Genomic DNA, 21022 nt, shown 5'->3' on the forward strand with positions numbered 1-21022 from the left:
ACACTCCTATTCTTGTGGTTTGGATTTGAAGAGCTTCTGGGTCAGACGATCCAGCAGGATGGCAATAATAACAATCGCAATCCCCGCCTCGAAGCCCGCACCCGTCTTCGCCTGTGATACTGCACGGTATACATAGGCACCTACACCCTGGGCACCGATCATGGACGAGATGACGACCATAGACAGCGAGAGCATAATCGTCTGGTTAATCCCGGCCATAATAGTCGGGAGCGCGATCGGCAATTGCAGCTTGAACAGCTTCTGCCCTGCGGTTGAACCGAAGGCATCCGCCGCTTCCACCAGCTCCGGTGAGACCTGGCGAATCCCCAGGTTCGTTAACCGGATGGTTGGCGGAATCGCAAATATAATAGAAGCAATGACGCCGGGAACAACGCCCAGCGAGAAGAACGACACGGCTGGAAGCAGATATACGAACGCCGGCATCGTCTGCATGAAGTCTAAGATAGGGGTGGCAATGTTCTGGAAAGTCCGGCTCTGTGCACACAGCACTCCGAGCGGAACCCCGATCACTACAGCCAGCAGAGAGGCTGTCAGTACCAGGGCCAGCGACTGCATCGACGGTCCCCACAATCCAAGATTGTCAATCAGGAGCAGTCCGACCACCGCAAACAGCGCCATCCGCCATTTGCCGATCCAGTAGGCCAGAGCTGCGATCAGAAGGGTCAGCACCATTGCGGGCAGGAAATTCAGCGCCGCATCAATCCCGCTCACCATTCCGCCAATCACAGCATGAATGATATCAAATATAGGGCCGAAGTAGGTCGTGAGCCAATTTTCAATCCATTCTACGCCCTTTCCGAGCGGTATTTTGGGTAAATTCATGAACCAATTCCTCCTTCAGGAACCGCGTTACCGGCCAGGGCAGACAACACGGCCCCTTTGATAACAATGCCCTTCAGCTTCTCGCCTTCCCCCACTACAGCAACGGGCAGATGCGTCTCCGACATCAGCTCGAACAGATCATTCAGCAGGGTATCCGGCTGAACCCGGGGAATGTCGCGCAGCATCACATCCAGAATACTGCGGTTCTCCTTCAAGGCCTGTGAGGCATTATCCGCTGTCAGCAGACCTTGCAGCCGCATCTCATTATCTGCGACATACAGGCTGGAGACCCCGCTGTCCCGCATGAGCTGCAGGGCTACCCGGGGACCGCGTTCCGGGCGGATCATCTCCGGCTGGCGCATCACATGGGAAGCGGTCAATACTTTGGACAGATCCACATCCTCCACGAAGCGTTCCACATATTTGTTCGCAGGCTGAATCAGAATTTCTTCCGGCGATCCGATCTGGACAATGACCCCGTCCTTCATCAGGGCAATACGGTCCCCGATCCGCAGCGCTTCATCCAGATCATGCGTGATGAAGACAATCGTCTTCTTCACTCTGGATTGCAGCTCCAGCAATTCCTGCTGCATATCCTTGCGGATCAGCGGATCAAGCGCACTGAAGGCTTCATCCATCAGCAGAATGTCAGGATCATTGGCCAGACCGCGCGCCAGGCCGACACGCTGCTGCATGCCTCCGCTGAGCTGATCCGGGCGGTGGTTCTCCCAGCCCTTCAGCCCTACAAGCTCAAGAGCCTCCATGGCCAGCCGGGTTCGTTTGCTTTTCTCCACGCCCTGGACTTCCAGTCCGTATTCTGCGTTAGCCAGCACACTGCGGTGCGGGAACAGTGCGAACTTTTGAAAGACCATGCCGATATTCTTCCGCCGGAATTCCCGAAGCTGCTCCGGATTCATCTTGACAACATCCTTACCCTTGAACAGCACCTGTCCTCCGGTAGGCTCAATCAGCCGGTTCAACAGACGGACAAGCGTGGATTTACCACTGCCCGACAATCCCATAATGACAAATATTTCTCCCTCTTCAATGCTGAATTCGGCTTTATTCACACCGACCGTCAGCTTGGCTTCCCGGGCGATCTTTTCTTTGGACCAGCCTTGTTCTAATAATGGAAGCGCCCGTGCTGCATCATGACCGAATACTTTGGTTAACTGTTTCACCTCTATAATTGCCATGTTGACCTCCTTCTCTCCTTTTACTTTCGGGTTAACGCTACTGACCTAGTGTAACGGACTTACGAAAAAATACGCAAAGCTCATATTCGCTAAGAATTGAGTGTACAGTTTTAACTTTACGTACTTTACGTATAGAATACTCTGTTTAACGCCGGATTCCGTTCCGGATGAATTCTTTACTTCTTGCCGGGGATTTGATTACAATACACTAGGAGAGACATGCAGAATGTCAGCCTATTCCTCAGGAGGGACATCATGAACGATTTAGAGGGGCTTTTGCCCGAGCAAATAGAAAAAATCAGCAAAGCCCGTGAACGGGTCATCGACTCTATCGGCAAAAATATGGATTTATACGGCATCACCCTGTCCATCGGGCATTTATACGGTTACATGTACTTTAATGAGGGCCCGGTTACACTGGATGAGCTAAGCAGCACCATGGGCATGAGTAAGACCTCCATGAGTACTGGAGTACGTACACTGCTTGATTTGAAGATGATCGATAAAGTCTGGGGCAAGGGCACCCGCAAGGATCTGTTCGAGGTGGTTCCCGACTGGCATCAGAACTTCAGCGATTACTTCTCTATTAAATGGAGAAAAGCAGTTGAAGGGAATATGACCGCCCTTAACAAATCACTCGCCGAAATCCGGCAAATGAAAATCGATTACGCGGACGAGCCCGACCTATCGCGCCTGCTCCACACCGACGAGCTCAAGATTGAAGAAGCCATTAAATATTACCGCTGGCTGCTGAAGCTGATCGAAGCGCTGGAGACCGGCAAGATCTTTGAATTAATCCCTAAAGAATAATATCAGCTATTGGCGTTCAAACTATTCTGCTCATGCTGAAAAGGCTGTTCCAAAAGGGGATGTTCCATAAGCCATGAAATGGCAGGGACACCCCGTGTTTTGGAGTTGGATGGACGTTTGCGCTCGGTGAGGACGCTCCGCGAACGAAACGTTGTTACAATCGCTGTGCTCTCCAGATTTTTTTCATTCCCCTATTCGGTGAAAATCCGGAGACCAAGGCGACCGCTATCGCTTCTCCACAATCGTTTCGTCCTCTCCACTGTTTAAGCAGGAAATGGAACTACCAAAGACTTCAAGGGAACCTAGCCTCGCATACATTTGAGCCATCGCCTACGTTTGAGCACAATGTATGCTGTTTTCCGCATACATTCGGGCCATCACATGCGTTTGAGCACAATTTATGCTGTTTTCCGCATACATTCGGGCCATGCGCCTGCGTGTGAGCACAATGTATGTTGTTTTCCGCATACATTTGGGCCATGCGCCTGCGTTTAAGCACAATGTATGCTGTTTTTCACTTTCATTTGATCCCATATGATGCTTTATCAGGGAAACTATAGTTTCCATATAAGTATCAAAACGGCCGCGACCCTTTAATTCAAGGATTGCGGCCGTTTTCGCATGCTGATGTGCTGTCTTTCGGCAGTTATACTTCCGGCAAATCACACCATCTTTCGTTAGCTTACGGGTTCTCGATCAGACTGACATCATCGATGTAGATATGATTGCCTGCTTCGATAGCCGCATTCGTCTCTGCGCTGTTTCCGGGATTCAGCCCCAGCAGAAAGACCAGATGAACCCCTGCATCCGTTCCGCCGTTCATGGTGAAGGTGTAGCTGAAGCGCTGCATTTCGCCAGTTAATGAAGCGGCGGTTGTCTGCAAATATTTCGTATAATCTCCTCCGAAATGCTCGACTGCTACTTCAATCTGCCGGTTGATATCCGAACGGGCGCTGAAGGCCAAGGTATAGCTTTTACCCTGAGTCAGCTTCAAATCTCTGTAATCTACCTGAGCGGCGTAGTTGGCAGATCCCGTGAAGCCCAGCGACACCTCAAGCTCCCCATTCTGGACTGCGGCATTTCCGGTGCTCTCGAAGTACTGGGTCCAGCCTTTAAGGGCCGGCTGCGCATCGAATGTGCCGTTATCCAGTGTGCCGCTGGCAGGCTCGGTGTCCGGTCCGTCTGTTACCTTTCTAAGCACGATATCATCCAAAGAAATCGTATGCGCCGTATGGTTCGCCGTTTTATCTTCACCCAGCGTGGCGCCGATCAGATAGTTCAGCTTCAGCGGATTGGCGTTCGTCACACTGAACTGAGTGCTGTAAGTCGCCCATGTGGCTGTAATGTCGAACTTCGCCTGAGCCGCCTGGGCAGAGGTTCCGCTATATTCCACGATAATCTGCCGGGGAACGGTAGATTTCGCTCTGAAGCTTAGCTCATAGGTTGCGCCAGCTTCCAGCGGTATTTTCTCCTGATAGAGCTGGGTGTGCCAGGCTTGTGACCCGGCCGCCGTGATCAGCACCTCCGCTGCTCCGTTCACCACTTGGAAGGACGAGACTCCGCCTTCGCCGGACCAGGTGGACCAGCCCGAGCTGCCGCCGGTGAATGATCCGTTGACGACCAGATTGTTATCATTCGCCAGTATAGTCTGAAGCACACTAGCATTGACGTACCCTTCGGCTTCCACGGTAATGTTATAGCTTCCCTCTGCCGGGAAGGCGGCAGGCTGAATTGTGATTGCTCCCGACCCTACATTGTACAGCTCCGCCGCAAGCGTGACGCCGTTCACTTTAAGAGACTTAATGCTGCCGGACCATTCTGCTTTCGGGATGAAGGTAAGCTCAATCGGCTGTGATACCCGGTTGGCTGTGGAATCTGCGAGCAGCTCCTGCGGCTTCGCCGGGGCATCCTTGATCTCGAATCGCACATTGTCGATGATGATATCATGACTTTGCGGAACGCTCACACCCCCTACCTTGCCAAGCAGGAATTTCAGCGAGAGCATATCATTCGCCCCCTGCCGGAATTCGAACCGGTAATGCTTCATCTCTGGTGTCAGCTCCACCGTCTTATCGATGGAAGGGGAATAGCTCGCATTCTCTGCCTTCACATTCATCTGCCGGGCCACGCTGGCACTGGCATCGAATTCAACCACATAATCGAGGCCCGCCGCTGCCTTGAGGTTATTCTGGAAAAGCATCACCGAATACGCCTGATTGCCGGTATTCGTAATGCTGAATTTGGCTGCTCCATCCACCGCAGCGGCAGTGCTCTGGCCGCCGTCTTCTGTCAGCAGCCGCTCCCAGCTCGTAAGCCCGAAGCTGAAATCCCCGTTCAAGAGCGGGTAATAGGTCAGATCAGGATCATAATAGGAGCTGGTGCGTACCAGCGCGAATTGATCCAGAAAGACCGTTCCTGCTGTCCCGTCAAGCCGCAGTACGAATTGTCCAAGATGATCCGTGGCCCCCGCGAGATTCTTGAACAGCGCTTCAACCTGCTGATGTCCTGCATTCAGCTGAACCGGCTCCGAAGCATAGACTACGCCGTCATTGCCTTGCAGTTCGACTACAGCTGTCCTTGCGGAGAAGCTATCGGCCTCGAAGGTCAGCTTATAATCCTGGCCTTGCACCAGGAAGATTCCCTTCTGTTGCAGCGTAACCTCGCTGCCGCCGGTGTCTGCGTCTGTAATGTCCAGCTTCAGGCGGCCGTCAGCCTCAACCCGCGGAGTAACCTCCGCACCTCCTGAAGCAGCAATATGCCAATAGCTCATCCGGTCCGGTTCTCCCAGATCAAAGCTGCCGTTGTAGAGATGGTTGCCGCTGCCGAGCGGCGCCTTGGCGCTGTCTTGATCGAAGGGAATGCTATCGATTTCTTCAAGCCGTGCATTGCCAAGCCAGACCGGAGAAGCATTGGTCCCCAGATTGAACTCAATCCGCGCAGCATTGTCCGAGCTCTCCTTCATCTGGAACATCGTCTCGTAATGCTGAAGCTGCGGGGTCAGCACCGCCTTGAATGCCGGGGAATAGGACGGGAAGCCCAGCGGCGCGCCACCGGTCAGCCGTGCTGTGAACTCCCTCGCCGTATCTGTTCTGGCGTCGAAGCTCAGCTTGTAAAATCTGCCCTTTGCCAGCGAGACAATGGCTTGCGGCTGAATCGAATAGGTGTTGCCGCCTGGCTTCAAGATGTTTACCTTGAGCAGATTCACGCCGCCTGCCTGCTCCAGAGACAGAGCCGCATCCGCGCCTTCATCTTTGTAGAGTACCCAGTGGGCTGTATTCGGGATGCCCATCCCCGGATCTCCCTCCACCTGCTGCGTGAATCCGCTGTTATAAATGAAGTTCCCATCTGCCAGCGGCGGCTTCGCTCCCTCCAGATAAGGCTCCTTCGCCAGCTCCACCGGTACCGGCTGCCGGTATTCGCGTCCGGTCAGCTCATAGATTCTGACATAGTCAATCTCCATGGAACTCGGAAATACGGTCTCATCCGTAGGGTTACCGTCAAAGTTGCCGCCGACTGCCAAATTCATCAGCAGGTGGAACTTCTGGTTGAACGGTGCCGGATACGCATTGATAGCCGGCTGTCCGCTGCTCTTGCTGTACCAGTCATTCTTGGTCGAGAACAGCACCCCGTCCACATACCAGCGGATCTCTCCCGGCTCCCACTCAATGGAGTAGGTGTGGAACTCTTCAATGGTGGAACTGCCAGGCAATACATACTCCTTGCCGGAATAGACATTATCCGGCCACTGGGAACCATAATGGATCGTTCCGGCAACCACATTCGGACGGCTGCCCCAGCCTTCCATAATATCCAGCTCCCCGGAGGCCGCCCAATTGCCGTACACATAATTCTCCGGCAGCATCCAGATCGCCGGCCACAGCCCCTTGCCAGCCGGAGCTTTTGCCCGGATCTCGAATTTGCCGTACATTTTGCTGTACAAGCCATTGGTCTTAATTCTGGTGGAAGTGTACGGCTTGCCGCCTATTGCCTCCTTGCGTGCGGTAATGATTAGCTTACCGTCCTGCTCTTTCACATTCTTCGGATCATTGGTGTAATATTCCAGCTCATTATTGCCCCAGCCCGGATTCCCGACAGCGGTGCCGTCTCCGAGATCATAGGTCCACTTCGCAGGATCAATGACATTGTCATCGAATTCATCATTCCACACCAGACTCCACGGATCAGTGCTCGGCGCGGGTGTTGACGTGGGTGTCGGCGTCGCTGTCGGTTCCGGCGTAGGCTTCGCTGTCGGTGTCGGCGTCGGTGTCGCTGTTGGCTCCGGCGTGACCTCTGGTGTTGGTACTGGCGTCGGCTCCGGCGTAACCTCTGGCGTCGGTGTTGGCGTCGGTGTCGGCTTCGCTGTCGGTTCCGGCGTAGGCGTAACCACCGGAGTCGGCGTCACTTCCGGCGAAGGAGTGACAGCCGGTGTAGCCGTCGCTGTCTCTCCGCCACCGGCGGCCACAGGCGGCTGGCTGGCCTGCGGCGAGGCCAGATTGAGATTGCTGCGGCTGCCTGGCATGAGAACAATGCCCCCGGCCGTTACAGCCTCGGCCTGATTCAGCACAGTACCTAAGCTACCGCTGCCTGTAATTGTAGTGCCCCGGGCACCGGCTGTAAGGAGCAGCTCAGCCACCTGCGCCTGATTCATCAGCACCAGCTTGCCGGGAGTGCCCCAGATCAGCTTGGATAGCTTGCCTGACAAGCTCAGCGTGAGGTTGCCTCCGGCCGCATCAGCGGTGGATACAACCCCATAATTGCCAATAAGAGTGACCGTCTGCTCACCTGCCGGGAGGACAACACCAGCGAATCCCTCCCCGGTAAGCGCAGCTTCTTCAAGGATAGCACCGGAATCAAGATGTACCGTTCCGGCGGATGTTGTCCCGCTGGCAACGATGCGGACACTGCCCTTCGGCTTCGCCACCTGCACAGCCCCAAGGCTGCTGTCCGTAAGGCTCACGCCCTGCCCTCCACCGCCGCGAATATAGGTTGTGCCGGTAACCTGCACCCCCTGAAGCCGGATCACTCCTTCCCCGATCCCCTCGGTAAGATAGAGATTTCCTTCTATGATAGTGTCCCTCAGTGTAATATCCTCATGGCTCAGCACCACATTGCCCTTCACCTTGCCCAGCTTCACTTCCCCGGCGGCGGAGCGCAGCTCCGGCACCAGTGTATCCGCCAGCTTCGCCAGCTCGGCACGGGTGATCCTCCCGTCCGGCTTGAATAAGCCTCCGGGATAGCCCTGCATATAACCGGCTGCCGTAAAAGCATCCGCCGCAGCGCTAACTGCACTATCGGCTCCCGCCAGGTCGCTATACCTCCCCTGCGCTTGACGCTCTGTCTCCAGCCTCAGTATCCGCTGGAGCGCAAGGACCGCCTCCCCGCGTTTCAGCGGAGCCGCAGGTTCGATTCGCTGATGTGCGTCTTCACTCAGATACCCAGCTGCTACCGCTTTGGCGATATCGTCCTTGTACCAGGCCGCCGCCGGGATATCCGCCGGTAGCACAGCCGCCATATCCTTATAGCCGAATATACGGTTGACGATTGCCGTGAATTCTGCCCGGGTGACCTGCTGCTCCGGCCGGAAGCTGCCGTCCCCGTAGCCGGAGATCACCCCGCTGCGGCTCCAGCGCTGCACCGCATATGCCGCCCAGCTGCCCTCTTTTACATCGGTAAACGCTTTCAAATCATTAGCAGCCAAGCTCCCGCTCTGCAAGGCGGCTGTGGTCTCCGCAGACGCTGTCAGTCTGCTCTGAACAGACTTCGCCTCAGCCCCGCCGCTGCCCAGCGGCGATAGAAGTCCCGTTACGATGACAGCGGCCGCTAACAACGCTGATATATTTCTTTTCATTCCGTGTATGCCTCCTCAGGATTAGAGTCTCCTCTTACCGCATTTCCATCGCCCCGCTGCCTTCAAGTTGCTCTCAGCTCAATCTAAAGTACTCTCAGGCCCCCTGACCGAAATCGGTTTCGATTTTCTCCGTGCCATTCCTCTAAACGCAATTAACCTTTGACTTGTTTCGGCAAGTTGAATAGACTCTAGAAAGGACTGCTGTTTGACAGCAGAGAGTGTCCAAGTGAACGGTCAGTAGCCTTGAGAAACCCTGGCATACCCGTCTTTTGGCCCTGTTATAACTATGAAGCGGGGGTGAGCATAGCCATGCAAATGAATATCAAAAAAATCGCCGAAATGGCCGGGGTCTCTGTATCGACTGTCTCCAAAATCATGAATAATTACAGCGATGTTTCCGAAAAAACGAAACGAAGAGTGCTCGAAATCATCGAACAAACCGGATATACCCCCTCAAGCTCCGCCAAGACGCTGGCTACCAAGAAATCGAATCTGATCGGGGTTATTTTTGCCGGTGAGCTAAATGTGGAATTTACCCATCCTTTTTTTGTTGAGGTGCTGAATTCGTTCAAGAAGCAGATGGGGGTTCTGGGGTATGATCTGATTTTCTTCTCGAATGAAAAGTTCATTAACAGCGGCGATTACTACTCGCGTTGCCTGCATTTCCATGTGGACGGCTGTGTCATTATCTCGGGAGAACAGATGGAGCCTGCGATACAGGAACTCGACCAGAGCCATATTCCCTGCATCGGCGTTGACCTGGAGCTGACCGGCAGGAAATCCGGCTATGTCATGTCAGACAATTACCAGATTGCTTCCAAAGTGGTGGAGCATTTCTACCTGCTCGGACACCGGGAGCTTGGTTTCATAGGCAGCAGAGCGGATTCGGATATCTCCAACCGGCGCGAAGCAGGGTATGTCAGAGCCATTGCCGGCTTCGGCCTGGTCATGAATCCTAAGTGGTTCGTGCATGGTGATGATTTCTTCGAGCCCAGCGGGTATGCAGCAATGAACTCGTTAATTGCATCAGGAGATTTGCCAAAAGCGGTCTTCGCCGCCTCCGATCTCCTCGCCCTCGGTGCAATCCGCGCCTTGAAGGAGCAGGGTCTGCGTGTTCCTGAGGATGTAGCCATCATCGGCTGTGACGATATCGAGGCCTGCCAGTATACCAGCCCTACGCTGACTACCATCCGCCAGAACAAAGAACGCCTGGGTGTGCTCGCCGCCCATATGCTGTTCGATCTCATCAATAACCAGTCTGAGGGTGGCTCGTTTGTGGTTGAACCGGCGCTGATCGTCCGTGAATCCTGCGGCAGCGGGCTGAAACACTTGAACCGCTGAACGCCTAAACCACCGGATCGCCGTAACGCTGAACTTCTGCCTCTCCCGGATTTGCCCTGCGATCCCTCCCCTCCAGCTCAGAACTTCGCTTGGCTGCATGATGCACCCACCCGAAAACGCTTTCGATACTATAATCGCTCATTTAACGGGCTGCTTCAAGGCACCGTTTTTCTGGTTTTGGGGACCATTTTTCGGCTTGGCCCCCACATTGGCCTGTCCTTGCTTCTTTAGCCTGAACCCATCACAGCGAGGTAGGCTCAGCTACCTGAGGGTCCAGCGACAGTCTGACCAATTGACCCGCATGACTAAGCCCCGCACCGAATCCGTACAACAGCACCTGGTGACCGCTGCGCACCTTCCCTTCGCGGATACCCAGATCCAGCGCAAGCGGAATACTGGCAGCCGAGGTATTACCGAAGGCTTCAAGACTGTACAGTGCCTGCTCCAGAGGATAGTTCAGCCGTTCACAGATGGGTTCAATCATCCGCAGATTAGCGCTGTGCGGGATGAACCAGTCTACTCCCGCAATATCTGCTCCGGCGTTCTTCAGCACCTGCTGTACTCCCTGCGGAACCGTACGGACCGCCCACTTGAATACTTCCCGGCCATTTTGCACCAGCAGCCCTGTCCCGGAGAGCTCCACTCCGTTCACCTTCTCCGACAGCCCTGTGCGATAGACATGCTGCGCTCCGCTTCCGTCACTGCCGAGATGGTATCCCATGAAGTCGTCCTGCGCCCCGCCGCTCTCGACCAGCACAGCCCCTGCACCATCCCCGAACAGAATACAGGTACTGCGGTCCGTATAATCTGTGATCTTGGACAGCGTATCGGCACCAATGACCAGCACCTTATGATGCAGTCCCGAGGACACCAGCGCGTGAGCCGTATGCAGAGCATATACGAATCCGGCGCAGGCGGTACTCAGATCCATCGCTCCCGCAGTCAGCGGAATGCCAAGGGTATTCTGGACAATGGACGCTACAGATGGAAAAGAGAAGTCAGGCGTGCTGGTCGCCACAAGCACCATATCGACATCCTGCATGCTTTTGCCATAACGCTTCATCATATCCCGGACGGCAGCAGCACACAGATCACTGGTATATTCATCCTCGCGGCTGATCCTGCGCTCCCGGATCCCCGTCCGCTGCACAATCCACTCATCATTGGTATCCACCATCTGCTCCAGGTCCTGATTCGTAAGTCTCCGGGCCGGCACGTAAGATCCGATCGCTGTTATTTTTGCACCTGTCATTAGATCCACCTCAGCTTTTGATTTTATTAGTATCTGATATTAGTACTTGGTACTAATTATAACCTGCTCCAAACTATTTTGCAAAATGTATACCCGGAAATGCCGAGCGGCAATCACATCTTAACATTGTAAAGATCACAAACACATGCTACAATCTTTACAATGTTAAGATGACAAGCAAGTATGAAAGGAAGAATGCATACCTTGAAAGATAAACCTTACCACCGCGGCAATTTACGCAACCAGCTGATCGAAGCCGGCATCAAGCTGATTAACTTGGACGGCATGAATAGCTTTTCCCTGCGCAAAGTAGCCGCCGAATGTGCAGTCAGCCATACCGCCCCCTACAGCCATTTTAAAAATATAGATGAACTGGTAGCCGCCATGGGGGAGCATGTCACGAGCCAGTTTATGGACACTCTGCATGCCTCGGTTCAAGGCCAGGAGGGGAACCCTGATACGATTATTCTGCTGGGGCAGGCCTATATTGATTTTTTCATAGAGCATCCACAGTATTTCCAGTTTCTGTTCTACCATTCAGGCATCGTCATTGATCTGGACAGCTACGATTCTGACAGCTACCCGCCATTTGCCCTGTTCCGGACAACGGTCTATGAAGTGTTCCGCAGCAGCGGGCTGCCGGAGCCGGAATTCACCAAGCACTTAGTTACACTCTGGTCCATGGTGCATGGAATTACAGCTTTGCTTACCAATAACGGAGTGCGGTATTCGGGCAACTGGCGCGATCTGCTGGAGCTTAAATCTATCTTTTAGGGAGATGAAGTCTTGAGAACGATCATACACGATCTGCAGGAGCAAGAATTCGCGGGCTGGCTGGGGGATACGGCGCAAGAGGAAGTAACAGTCATCTCGGATAGCGGTGCGATCCGTTCGTGCATGGGCTGCTTCGGCTGCTGGACCCGGACTCCCGGGACATGCGTCATTAAGAGAGATGGCTACGACAATCTGGGGGAGTTGTTCTCCCGCAGCGATGAGCTCATGATCATCAGTAAATGTATGTACGGCAGCTATAGCCCCTTTGTGCTGAATGTGCTGAACCGGAGCCTCTCCTACATGCTGCCCTATTTTGTCACCACACACGGGGAGACACATCACCGGCCCCGCTATAAGCACCAGTTCACATTATCCGTACATTTCTATGGCAATGACCTTACGGAGGGTGAGCAGCATACGGCCCGAATGCTGGTCGCGGCAAACGGCCTGAATCTGTATTCGTCAGAGAACAACGTCTATTTCCACACCAGCCCGCAGCACATTAAGGAGGCCCTCCAATGAACATCGCGCTGATTAACGGCAGCCCCAAGCCAAACGGCAGCAACTCGGGCATACTGCTGTCCATGCTCGAGCCGCTGATTGCGGACGGGAACGAACTGCACCCCTATACGCCGAATAAAAGACCGCTCACTCCTGAAGAGTACAGCGAGCTATGCCGCATGGATGTGCTGGTTCTGGCCTTCCCGTTGTATTATGACGGAATTCCGTCACACTTGTTCCAGCTGCTGGTTACCCTGGAAGGATATTTGAAGACCGAGCGCGAACGGGAGATTTACGTCTATGCGCTGATTAACAACGGCTTCTACGAGGGACAGCAGAACCACATTGCGGTGGAGATCCTTAAGAATTGGTGCGCGCGCGCCGGTGTTCACTTCGGGCAAGCCATAGGCCAAGGCGCCGGGGAAATGCTAGGCTCCCTGGATAAGGTGCCTCTGGGCCGGGGGCCGCTGAAGAATCTGGGCCGTGCCATGCATAGCCTGGCCGAGAGCATCCAGTCCAGAAGCGCCGGGGAATCCCTGCTCTTCAGCCCGAACTTCCCCCGCTTTGCCTGGAAATTCTATTCCACCCGTTCCTTCTGGCACCGCACAGCCAGGGAGAACGGACTGAAGCCGAAGGATCTGCGGCGGCGGATGTAACGAATACTGTAACTAATTGCATACTGGCGGTGGGGGCTGCCGTACCCGATTACGATACGAGTGGAGGACTTAATTTAGGACTTAATTGCACTCCGTACATCTAAATCACCTGATATTCCTCCGATGATATGTTTAGTTGTATTTCGTACACCTAAATTCCACCAATACCGGACTTATCCCTCATTCGGGCAGATTTAGTTGTACAAACTACTGTTAGAAGCGGATACACCTCCTTTTCACTGTTTTTAAATGTATGGAATACAGCTATCTCCTCTATTTTTTTAAATAAATCATAGTATAGAGTACCTGTTACATAGTCTGCTGAGAAAGGGGATGCCTATGCACAGGATAGGAAAGTTATTGTTAGCACTTGTTCTTATAGTGATGATCACCGGGTGTAGTAGGCTTAGCTCCATGCCTTTACCCGAAATGAGCGCTACTTTGGATACTGGTGAAGTTGTTCCTGTGGAGATTAGTACGTATAGTTGGGGTGCTAAAGAGTTATACGGAGGTCCATGGGAAGCTATGGAGGAGAAAGATCCCGAGATCATTCCTGGCGGATCTACAATTAATATACAATTTGACTCTACACCTGATTCCATACTAATAAGAGAACACTTTAGTAAATACAAGTTCAAAGATATAACCGATTCTAACCAATTTAATATCCCGGATGATAAAGGGACCTACATTTATGGAGTAATGGCTACTTGGAAGAAAGGTTCCGCGATTTATGCCTTAAAAATTCAAGTTGAATAAAAAGCACTTAAGTTTTGAACTTGAAGCTTCACCGTCACTGCGGTGAACATTTGGACTTCCGGCCGCTGTTGTCCCCAGATTTCTTGATTAATATCGCTGTTCGCGAGTGAAATCCGGTGACAAAGGCGGTCGCTACCGCTCCTACAGTTCCAAATTTCCCCTCCGCTTCTTTTGCTTTTTGTTTATTTCTTTAGTGCTTTTTAATATGAATAGTACAACTTTTATTATCCCCAAAGAGCCCGGACCCCCTAACAGGACCAGGCTCTTTGGCATACCGCTATCTTGCTGAATTTAGAGTATTTCATCTCCAGTAATTCGCGGCCCATTGGCGTTACATTCTCACTTCACCGGCAACTCCACACCAGCCTCCTCCACCAGCTTCTCCGGCTTGACCGTGTTCCTGGAGCGGCAGTTCAGAAATTCCACTTCTTCCCCATTCTCAACATAAAAGGCCGGGCCGTCATGGTTCTCAATTGTGACCTGCTGGAACTGCACCTCGCGGACATTGCCGAGGAAGAAGCCCCGGCGCTGCATGTCCTGAAGTCCTGCCATCATATCCGGCTGGCCGGGCACCGCGTGCTCCGCCATCGAGATATCGATGTTGGTGAAGGTGATTTCCGAGACGGCCTGCTCCGCCAGCCCGTACAGGAATCCCGCCGCCGCATGGACATTGCGGGCTGTAATATTGGCATAATGAATCCGCCGGAACTGCGGGGTCTCCTCCGTCACCGGATACGGGTTCTTGTCCCAGACGTATTTCTCCTTGCCCCGGGGTCCGCAGAAATAATAGAGATTCAGCGTGAAGGGACAGATCACATCCTCCATCACAATGTTGCTGATCCGGATATCCTCAATAATCCCGCCCCGTCCCCGCCGGGACTTCATGCGGATGCCGCGGTCCGTCTGCTTAAATACACAATTGCTGATCGTCACATTGCGGATATCGCCGCTCATCTCACTGCCCAGCACCACCGCGCCGTGGCCGTGGACCATCACGCAGTTCGTAATCGTGATATTCTCGCAGGGAATCCGCTCCCGGGTATCCTCGGTGCCTGCCTTAATGGCAATACAGTCATCGCCGACATCGATATGGCAGTTGCTGATACGCACATCGCGGCAGGATTCGGGATTGATTCCATCGGTATTCGGGGAATCTGCCGGATTCAGAATCGACAGATTATCGATCATCACATTGCTGCAATTAATCGGATTCACCGTCCAGCTTGGGGAATTTACCAGCGTCAGATCGCGGAGCGTCACCCGGTTGCAATCGTCGAAACCAATCAGTCTTGGACGGGGATACTCCAGCTCTTCCGGGCGGCTTCGGTGCTTCTCCCACCAAGGTTCTCCATTCCCGTCAATGGTTCCGCTCCCGGTAATAGAGACATTAGTCAGGCCCACTCCGTAGATGCAGGCTGCATGAACCTCCTGCTCCACCCCTTCCCACCGTGATTCCACGGCAGGATAATCCGCCGGATCGGTACTGAAGGACAATACCGCACCGGGGCTGACATGCAGCTCAATATTGCTGTATAGACGGATTGCGCCGGTCAGGAAGGTACCGGCCGGAATATATACCGTTCCGCCACCGGCACTGCGTGCTGCTGCAACCGCGTCCGCAATCGCTTGCGTTGCTGGTACTCCGCTGTCCCGCTGCGCTCCGTAGTCTATTATGTTATACACGGTCCGCCTCCATTCTTGTCATCCGCTGCCGGGCTGATCCAGGCAGCTTCCGGCTCTATTGTGCCTGTGTCTGAACCGGCAGCCCTCTAACTCCACTCCGCTTATGCCGGATACAAACCCTGCATCTCCACACAGGCCATCACCAGCGCTCCCACGCCGTGCAGATCATTGCTGACCTTCGGACGGGTTACATAGTTACGGTAATCTCCCGCCGAGGTCCCGATGCAGATATCCGGCAGCAGCAGCCGGCCCTGCTCATCCCACTGGAGCACCTGAATTAAGCCTTCGTAGCCTTTACGCGCGGCTTCCGCCGCTTCATCCGCAACTTCAGCCGGAAGGATACCCAGCTTCACTGCTCTGGCAATCGTGTAGACGAACAGACAGGAGCCGGAGGTCTCCAGCCAATTATCAGGTTCATGTCCCTTATCCACCACCTGATACCACAGGCCGCTCTGCGGGTCCTGATAACGGATCAACGCCTGTACGAATCCGCTTAGCTCGGCTGCAAGCTCGGCCCGTCCAGGATCAGTCTCCGGCAGTTCATCCATGAACTGTGAGACGGCAAGCCCGTACCAGCCAAGCGAGCGGCTCCAGAATTCCGGCGAGCAGCCGGTGGCGGGATTCGACCATGGCATGCGGCGGCTCTCATCCCAGGCATGGTAGAGCAGGCCGGTCTCCTCGTCCTTCATGTATTTGCGCATCAGGCGCTCCTGGTGCAGCACCTCGGCCCGCAAGGCATCGTCTCTATAAGTATTCGCGTATTTCAGCGAGAACACCCCGGCCATGTACAGCCCGTCCAGCCACATCTGGTGCGGATATTTGTCCTTATGCCAGTACCCGCCCTCGGAGGTCCGGTTCAGCGTCAGCAGCAGATGGCGGAGCTTGAACGCAGCCTCCCGGTATTTCCGCTTACTGGTCCGTTCATACAGTGTGAAGAGCAGCAGCCCCGCCTGCACGGCATCCAGCTCATCCCGGGCAAAGTCGAAATTCCCCTGTTCATCCACCAGATCATCCACATACTGCTGGATATAATGGATGTAGCGGTCCTCCCGGAGTGTCTTCCACAGCAGCTCCATTCCGCACAGGAAAACGCCCTGATGATAATGCCAGCGGTGCGCAGGCGGGAGTTCTCCCGCCTGATACGTATCCATTAATGAATCACAGGCCTTTTGTGCCCATTCAATCGGTGTTTGCGGCAGACTGCCTATCATCGTAATCCCCCTTCAATTGGTCAGAATATCCGGCGGCCCCTCTATCTCAACGACCCTCCTTCCATCCTTCATCCTTCAGCCGTCAGTCATCAGCCGTCAGTCATCAGCCCTTCATCGAGCCCAGCATCGCACCCTTGGCAAAATGCTTCTGCAGGAACGGATACACCATCAGAATCGGCAGCGTAGCGACCACGATAACCGCCATCTTGATCGTCTGATCCGGCGGCGGAACCGTGCCGTCCAGTGTCGCACTATGATCCATCCCGCTGGCCAGCACGACAATCTGCCGCAGCAGGACCTGAATCGGCCATTTGGCGCTGTTATCAAGATAGAGAATGGCGCTCATATAAGTGTTCCAGTACGTCACAGCGTAGAACAGAGAGATCGTGGCAATCGCTGGCAGCGACAGGGGCAGCACGATTTTGAACAGAATCCCGAAGTCATTGCAGCCGTCAATCTTGGCCGATTCCTCCAGCCCCTCCGGAATGTTCTGAAAAAAGTTCTTGAGTATAATCATATTGAACGCACTGATCGCGGAAGGAAGAATCAGCGCCGCATACGAGTCAATCAGCCCCAGCTCCTTCACCACGAGGAACGTAGGAATCATCCCCCCGTGGAACAGCATCGTGAACACCACCAGGAAGTTGAACACCCGGCGGCCGTCCAGATCCTTGCGGGAGAGACCGTAGGCCATCAGCGCCGTGATGAACATACTGAACAGCGTGCCTATCAGCGTGACTCCAATCGATACCCCTAGGGCTCTGAAGATCGTATTCGTGGAGAAAATAAATTTGTACGCCTCTAAGCTCCATACCTTCGGAATCAGTACAAACTTGTTGGCAGCCAGCTCAGCACTGGTTGTGAAGGAGCCTGCTACAACGTGGATGAACGGCAGCACCGTTACCAGCGCGATAAGGGCAAGCAGTATAAAGTTGACGGCAGAGAATAGTCTGCCGCTGAACGTGCGGTCTTCTACCATTTGAATTCCTCCTGCGGCATTTTAATATACGCCTTCTTCTCCTATTTTCTTGGACACCTTATTGACGGTCATGACCATGATCAGGCCCACAATCGACTTGAAGAAGCCGATGGCTGTACTGTAGCTGAACTGCCCTTGCCGCAGACCGGCGGTGTAGACATACGTATCGATAATTTCCGCAACCTCGCGGTTCATGGAGTTGAGCAGCAGGTAGACATGCTCGAAGCCCAGGTCGAGAACGGAACCGATTTTCAGAATAAACAGGGTGATAATCACTCCCCGGATGGCCGGAAGCGTAATATGCCAGACCTGTCTGAGCCGTCCGGCTCCGTCCATGCGCGAAGCTTCATAGAGCCCCGGATCAATAGCCGCAATGGAAGCCAGATAGATAATCGTGCCCCAGCCTGCTTCCCGCCAGATGACCTGAAGGATATACATCGGCCGGAACCAGCCTGGACTCAGCAGGAAATTGATCTTGGCGAATCCGAAGTAAGCGAGCAGCTCGTTGATAATCCCCCCGTCCATCGTCACCATGACGAAGGAGATTGAGACGACGATAACCCAAGACATGAAGTGCGGCAGATACACCAGGGTCTGGAAGAATCTTTTGAAGAAGGTGCCTCTGAGTTCATTAAGCATCAGGGCCAGAATAATCGGAATCGGAAAATAAATCAGAATATTCATCCCGAACAGAATCAGCGTATTGGCTAATATGTTCAAGAAATCAGGCTCGGTGAACAGCCGGCTGAAATGCTTCATGCCCACCCATTCGCTCCCGGTAATCCCTTGGTAAGGCTTGTAATCCTGGAAGGAAATAATCAGTCCGTACATCGGCAAGTATTTGAAGATAATGAAATACAGCACGCCGGGGATGAGCATGACATAGAGCAATTTGTTGCGCCACAGCCGCTTCTTCAGCTCACTGCTGCTCTTGTATTTCTTCGGCTGCGGTTCGGGAACTACGCGGGGCGGGGCGGTTACTTCCTGCATGATTCTCTTCCTTTCTCTGTAAATTATTCTATAGTAGAAAAAAAGGCTGCCGGAGCGCTAACCCGGGGCAGCCCTCTTCCTGTGTTCAGTCCGCTGTTATCGCGGCTGCGCTCTGTTTATTTTTTGTACGCGGCATTATATTCTTCGATGATCTTCGCCCCGCCCCGGCTCTTCCAGTTCTCGACTTCCTTCTCGAAGCCGGCCTTATCAAGCTGACCATACATGTACTTGTAAGTCGCATCCGCAATAATCTGCTGCAGCTCTACGCCCTTGGACGTATAGGTTGCCGAGTCGAGCGCCGCCGTAGGATCTGCGACCCCGTACTTCACGTTCTCCAGCACCAGCTCCTCTGCATGAATCCGGCCCGGCAGCACGTTTAAGCTCTGGTACATACCGTTCGTTTCGTATTCGCCGATGACGCTGTCCTTGAAGCCTTTGACCTCACGCTCGATCAGCTCTTTATTGTCGGTCGCTTTGGCTTTGCCGTCCACCACGGTATAGTGTGTGCCTTCAATGCCCCAGTACATCAGGTTCGATACTTCAGGAGTCATCATGTAGTCGAAGAACTTCAGAATCTTCTTCAGCTCCGCTTCATCCTTCACCGCCGATTTCGGGAACAGCACGACGTTGTTATAGCCGGGAATCATCCACTGGGCGAACTTGCCGTCAGGTCCAGCCACCATACTATGCGTATCCAGCACGGCATCCGGCACGTTCTTGATCAGGTCCTTGTTCAGGGAATCAATATCCTGCATCGAGCCGCCGATATAGAGCCCAGCTTTGCCGCTGGTGAACATATTGACCGCATCCGTCTTGCTGGTTGCTGCGAAGTCCTGATTCATGTAACCGCCTTCACGCAGCTTTTTGAAGAAATCCATAGTATCGATATATTGCGGAAAAGTGAACTCTGGCGCAAGCTGACCGTCCTTCTCCGCCCAGTTGTTCGGGGTGCCGAACCAGGAGGAGACGGTTTTGAACGCACCATACACTAGCTCGTTGCGGTCAACTACGCCGATGGTATCCTTTTTCCCGTTACCGTCCGGGTCCTGCTCGGTGAAGGCCTTGGCCATCGCGAACAATTCCTCTGTGTTGGCCGGCGCTTTCAGTCCCAGCTTATCCGCCCAGTCCTTGCGGTAGATGATGCCCTGGCGGGCCAGCGGGCGGCCGATATACAGGGTATACAGCTTACCGTCTACCTTGGTGTTATTCAGGATCTCCGGCTTCAGCTTGTTCAGGTTAGGGAATTCGCTGAGCAGCGGCCCGATCTCCCAGAACTGCCCGTCCTTGATCGCTTCCTTCATCTGCAGGAAGGTCGTCTGGTTCTTCAGGTACGTCACCTGCGGCAGGGAGCCGGTGGCGAACGAGGAGTTCAGCTTCTCCTCATACGTATCGGCCGGGAAGAACTGGTAGGTCAGCTTCGTATTCGTCAATTTCTCCACTTCATTCTTGATCGTATCCGGTGGAGTATCTGTCGTATTCAGCGGCAGCATAATCTTGATCTCTGTCGGCTTCTCCGGCTCTGCGGCCGGGTCCGTGGTTGCGGTTGTGTTGGTCCCGGTGCTGGCGCCCGGGTCTTTCGTGGCTGCCGCCTCTTTGTTGTTGTTACCGCCGCAAGCGGACAACATGCTGAGTGTCAGCAGCGAGCTCAGGAGCAGGGTGAAGGATTTTTTCGTCATTCCTCTTTGACCTCCGTTTAACTTGTATTGGTTACAAGCCTCACATTACGCTCTGCGCTGGATTACGAAAACAATCATTTGCTCATAAAGGTGCGCAGCGGCGGGAGGTGTGGGTTAATGATTATCGTGTGATGGGGGGATAGGCATTGTGGGAAACCAATTTGGGGCGGCGGGCGGGACTGAGGGGCGGCGGCGGGCGGTGAGACAAGAGGAGCGGCGGCGGGCGGGACTGCGTGAGCTTTGGACTTCCGGCCGCTGTTAGGTTTGGATTTCCTGATTCGGACCGCTAATTGCGGTAGAAATCCAAACCTAAAGGCGGACGCTACCGCTCCTACAGTTCCAAACCTCCCTCCGTCCCTTTCTGCCGCTCCAGTTAGGGGGCTTTCAAGGCCTATCCTTGAAAGGGGGGCAAAGGGAATAGCCCCGCCGCTTCGCGCGGCGGGGCCTTGGAAGGTTACCTACTCCTGCAGGTAGCAAGTGGAAAAATGCATCTTAATTAGGCT

The 21022-nt window shown here is 53.9% G+C and carries 15 protein-coding genes; 6 read left to right on the top strand and 9 right to left on the bottom strand.

Annotated elements, in window-relative coordinates; all coding sequences use genetic code 11:
• Positions 1-6: 6 nt before the first annotated feature.
• On the bottom strand, positions 7-843 hold the full coding sequence (locus NST26_RS27020) for an ABC transporter permease (RefSeq protein ID WP_036732574.1): 837 nt from the start codon (positions 841-843) through the stop codon (positions 7-9).
• Complete coding sequence (locus NST26_RS27025; RefSeq protein ID WP_036732571.1) at positions 840-2039, bottom strand: quaternary amine ABC transporter ATP-binding protein; 1200 nt, start codon at positions 2037-2039, stop codon at positions 840-842. Before NST26_RS27025 ends, NST26_RS27020 begins: the two co-directional genes overlap by 4 nt.
• 255 nt (positions 2040-2294) lie before the next feature.
• Here NST26_RS27025 and NST26_RS27030 point away from each other — a divergent pair, with 255 nt between their 5' ends.
• Positions 2295-2849, top strand: coding sequence for a GbsR/MarR family transcriptional regulator (locus NST26_RS27030; RefSeq protein ID WP_036732568.1), 555 nt, complete (start codon positions 2295-2297; stop codon positions 2847-2849).
• 682 nt (positions 2850-3531) lie between these two features.
• On the opposite strand, the gene NST26_RS27035 is transcribed toward NST26_RS27030, so the two are convergent.
• Positions 3532-8697, bottom strand: coding sequence for a carbohydrate binding domain-containing protein (locus NST26_RS27035; protein WP_340980268.1), 5166 nt, complete (start codon positions 8695-8697; stop codon positions 3532-3534).
• A gap of 315 nt (positions 8698-9012) precedes the next feature.
• Here NST26_RS27035 and NST26_RS27040 point away from each other — a divergent pair, with 315 nt between their 5' ends.
• Positions 9013-10038, top strand: a complete 1026-nt coding sequence (locus tag NST26_RS27040) for a LacI family DNA-binding transcriptional regulator (RefSeq protein ID WP_340980876.1) — start codon at positions 9013-9015, stop codon at positions 10036-10038.
• 241 nt (positions 10039-10279) lie between these two features.
• Here the strand turns inward: NST26_RS27040 and NST26_RS27045 are convergent, their stop codons facing one another.
• Positions 10280-11290, bottom strand: coding sequence for a ketoacyl-ACP synthase III (locus NST26_RS27045; protein WP_340980269.1), 1011 nt, complete (start codon positions 11288-11290; stop codon positions 10280-10282).
• 204 nt (positions 11291-11494) lie between these two features.
• Between NST26_RS27045 and NST26_RS27050 the strand changes: the two genes are divergently transcribed.
• The 4 genes from NST26_RS27050 to NST26_RS27065 all read left to right on the top strand — a co-directional run bounded on the left by NST26_RS27050 (position 11495) and on the right by NST26_RS27065 (position 13980).
• Positions 11495-12064 carry a TetR/AcrR family transcriptional regulator gene (locus NST26_RS27050; protein ID WP_340980270.1) on the top strand — a complete coding sequence of 190 codons (570 nt, stop codon included), beginning with the start codon at positions 11495-11497 and terminating at the stop codon, positions 12062-12064.
• Between the two features lie 12 nt (positions 12065-12076).
• Entirely contained in the window at positions 12077-12586 is a 510-nt protein-coding gene (locus NST26_RS27055; RefSeq protein ID WP_340980271.1) for a flavodoxin family protein, read from the top strand.
• Positions 12583-13221, top strand: coding sequence for a hypothetical protein (locus NST26_RS27060; RefSeq protein ID WP_340958309.1), 639 nt, complete (start codon positions 12583-12585; stop codon positions 13219-13221). Before NST26_RS27055 ends, NST26_RS27060 begins: the two co-directional genes overlap by 4 nt.
• Before the next feature lie 339 nt (positions 13222-13560).
• A complete protein-coding gene (locus NST26_RS27065) occupies positions 13561-13980 on the top strand; it encodes a hypothetical protein (protein ID WP_340980272.1) in 420 nt (139 codons plus the stop codon).
• Between the two features lie 339 nt (positions 13981-14319).
• Here NST26_RS27065 and NST26_RS27070 read toward each other — a convergent pair whose 3' ends face one another.
• The 5 genes from NST26_RS27070 to NST26_RS27090 all read right to left on the bottom strand — a co-directional run bounded on the left by NST26_RS27070 (position 14320) and on the right by NST26_RS27090 (position 20519).
• Positions 14320-15663: a glycoside hydrolase family 28 protein gene (locus NST26_RS27070; RefSeq protein WP_340980273.1), complete on the bottom strand. Its 1344-nt coding sequence runs from the start codon at positions 15661-15663 to the stop codon at positions 14320-14322.
• Between the two features lie 101 nt (positions 15664-15764).
• Positions 15765-16874 (bottom strand): glycoside hydrolase family 88/105 protein, encoded by a 1110-nt coding sequence (locus NST26_RS27075; RefSeq protein WP_340980274.1) that lies wholly within the window; start codon positions 16872-16874, stop codon positions 15765-15767.
• Positions 16875-16977: 103 nt separating this feature from the next.
• Positions 16978-17853, bottom strand: a complete 876-nt coding sequence (locus NST26_RS27080; RefSeq protein ID WP_036732546.1) for a carbohydrate ABC transporter permease — start codon at positions 17851-17853, stop codon at positions 16978-16980.
• 21 nt (positions 17854-17874) lie between these two features.
• Positions 17875-18843, bottom strand: a complete 969-nt coding sequence (locus NST26_RS27085) for an ABC transporter permease (RefSeq protein WP_036732542.1) — start codon at positions 18841-18843, stop codon at positions 17875-17877.
• Between the two features lie 116 nt (positions 18844-18959).
• Entirely contained in the window at positions 18960-20519 is a 1560-nt protein-coding gene (locus NST26_RS27090) for an extracellular solute-binding protein (protein ID WP_036732540.1), read from the bottom strand.
• Between the last annotated feature and the right edge of the window lie 503 nt (positions 20520-21022).

The organism is Paenibacillus sp. FSL R7-0128, from assembly GCF_038002245.1.
Classification (GTDB): Bacteria; Bacillota; Bacilli; order Paenibacillales; family Paenibacillaceae; genus Paenibacillus_AQ; species Paenibacillus_AQ silagei.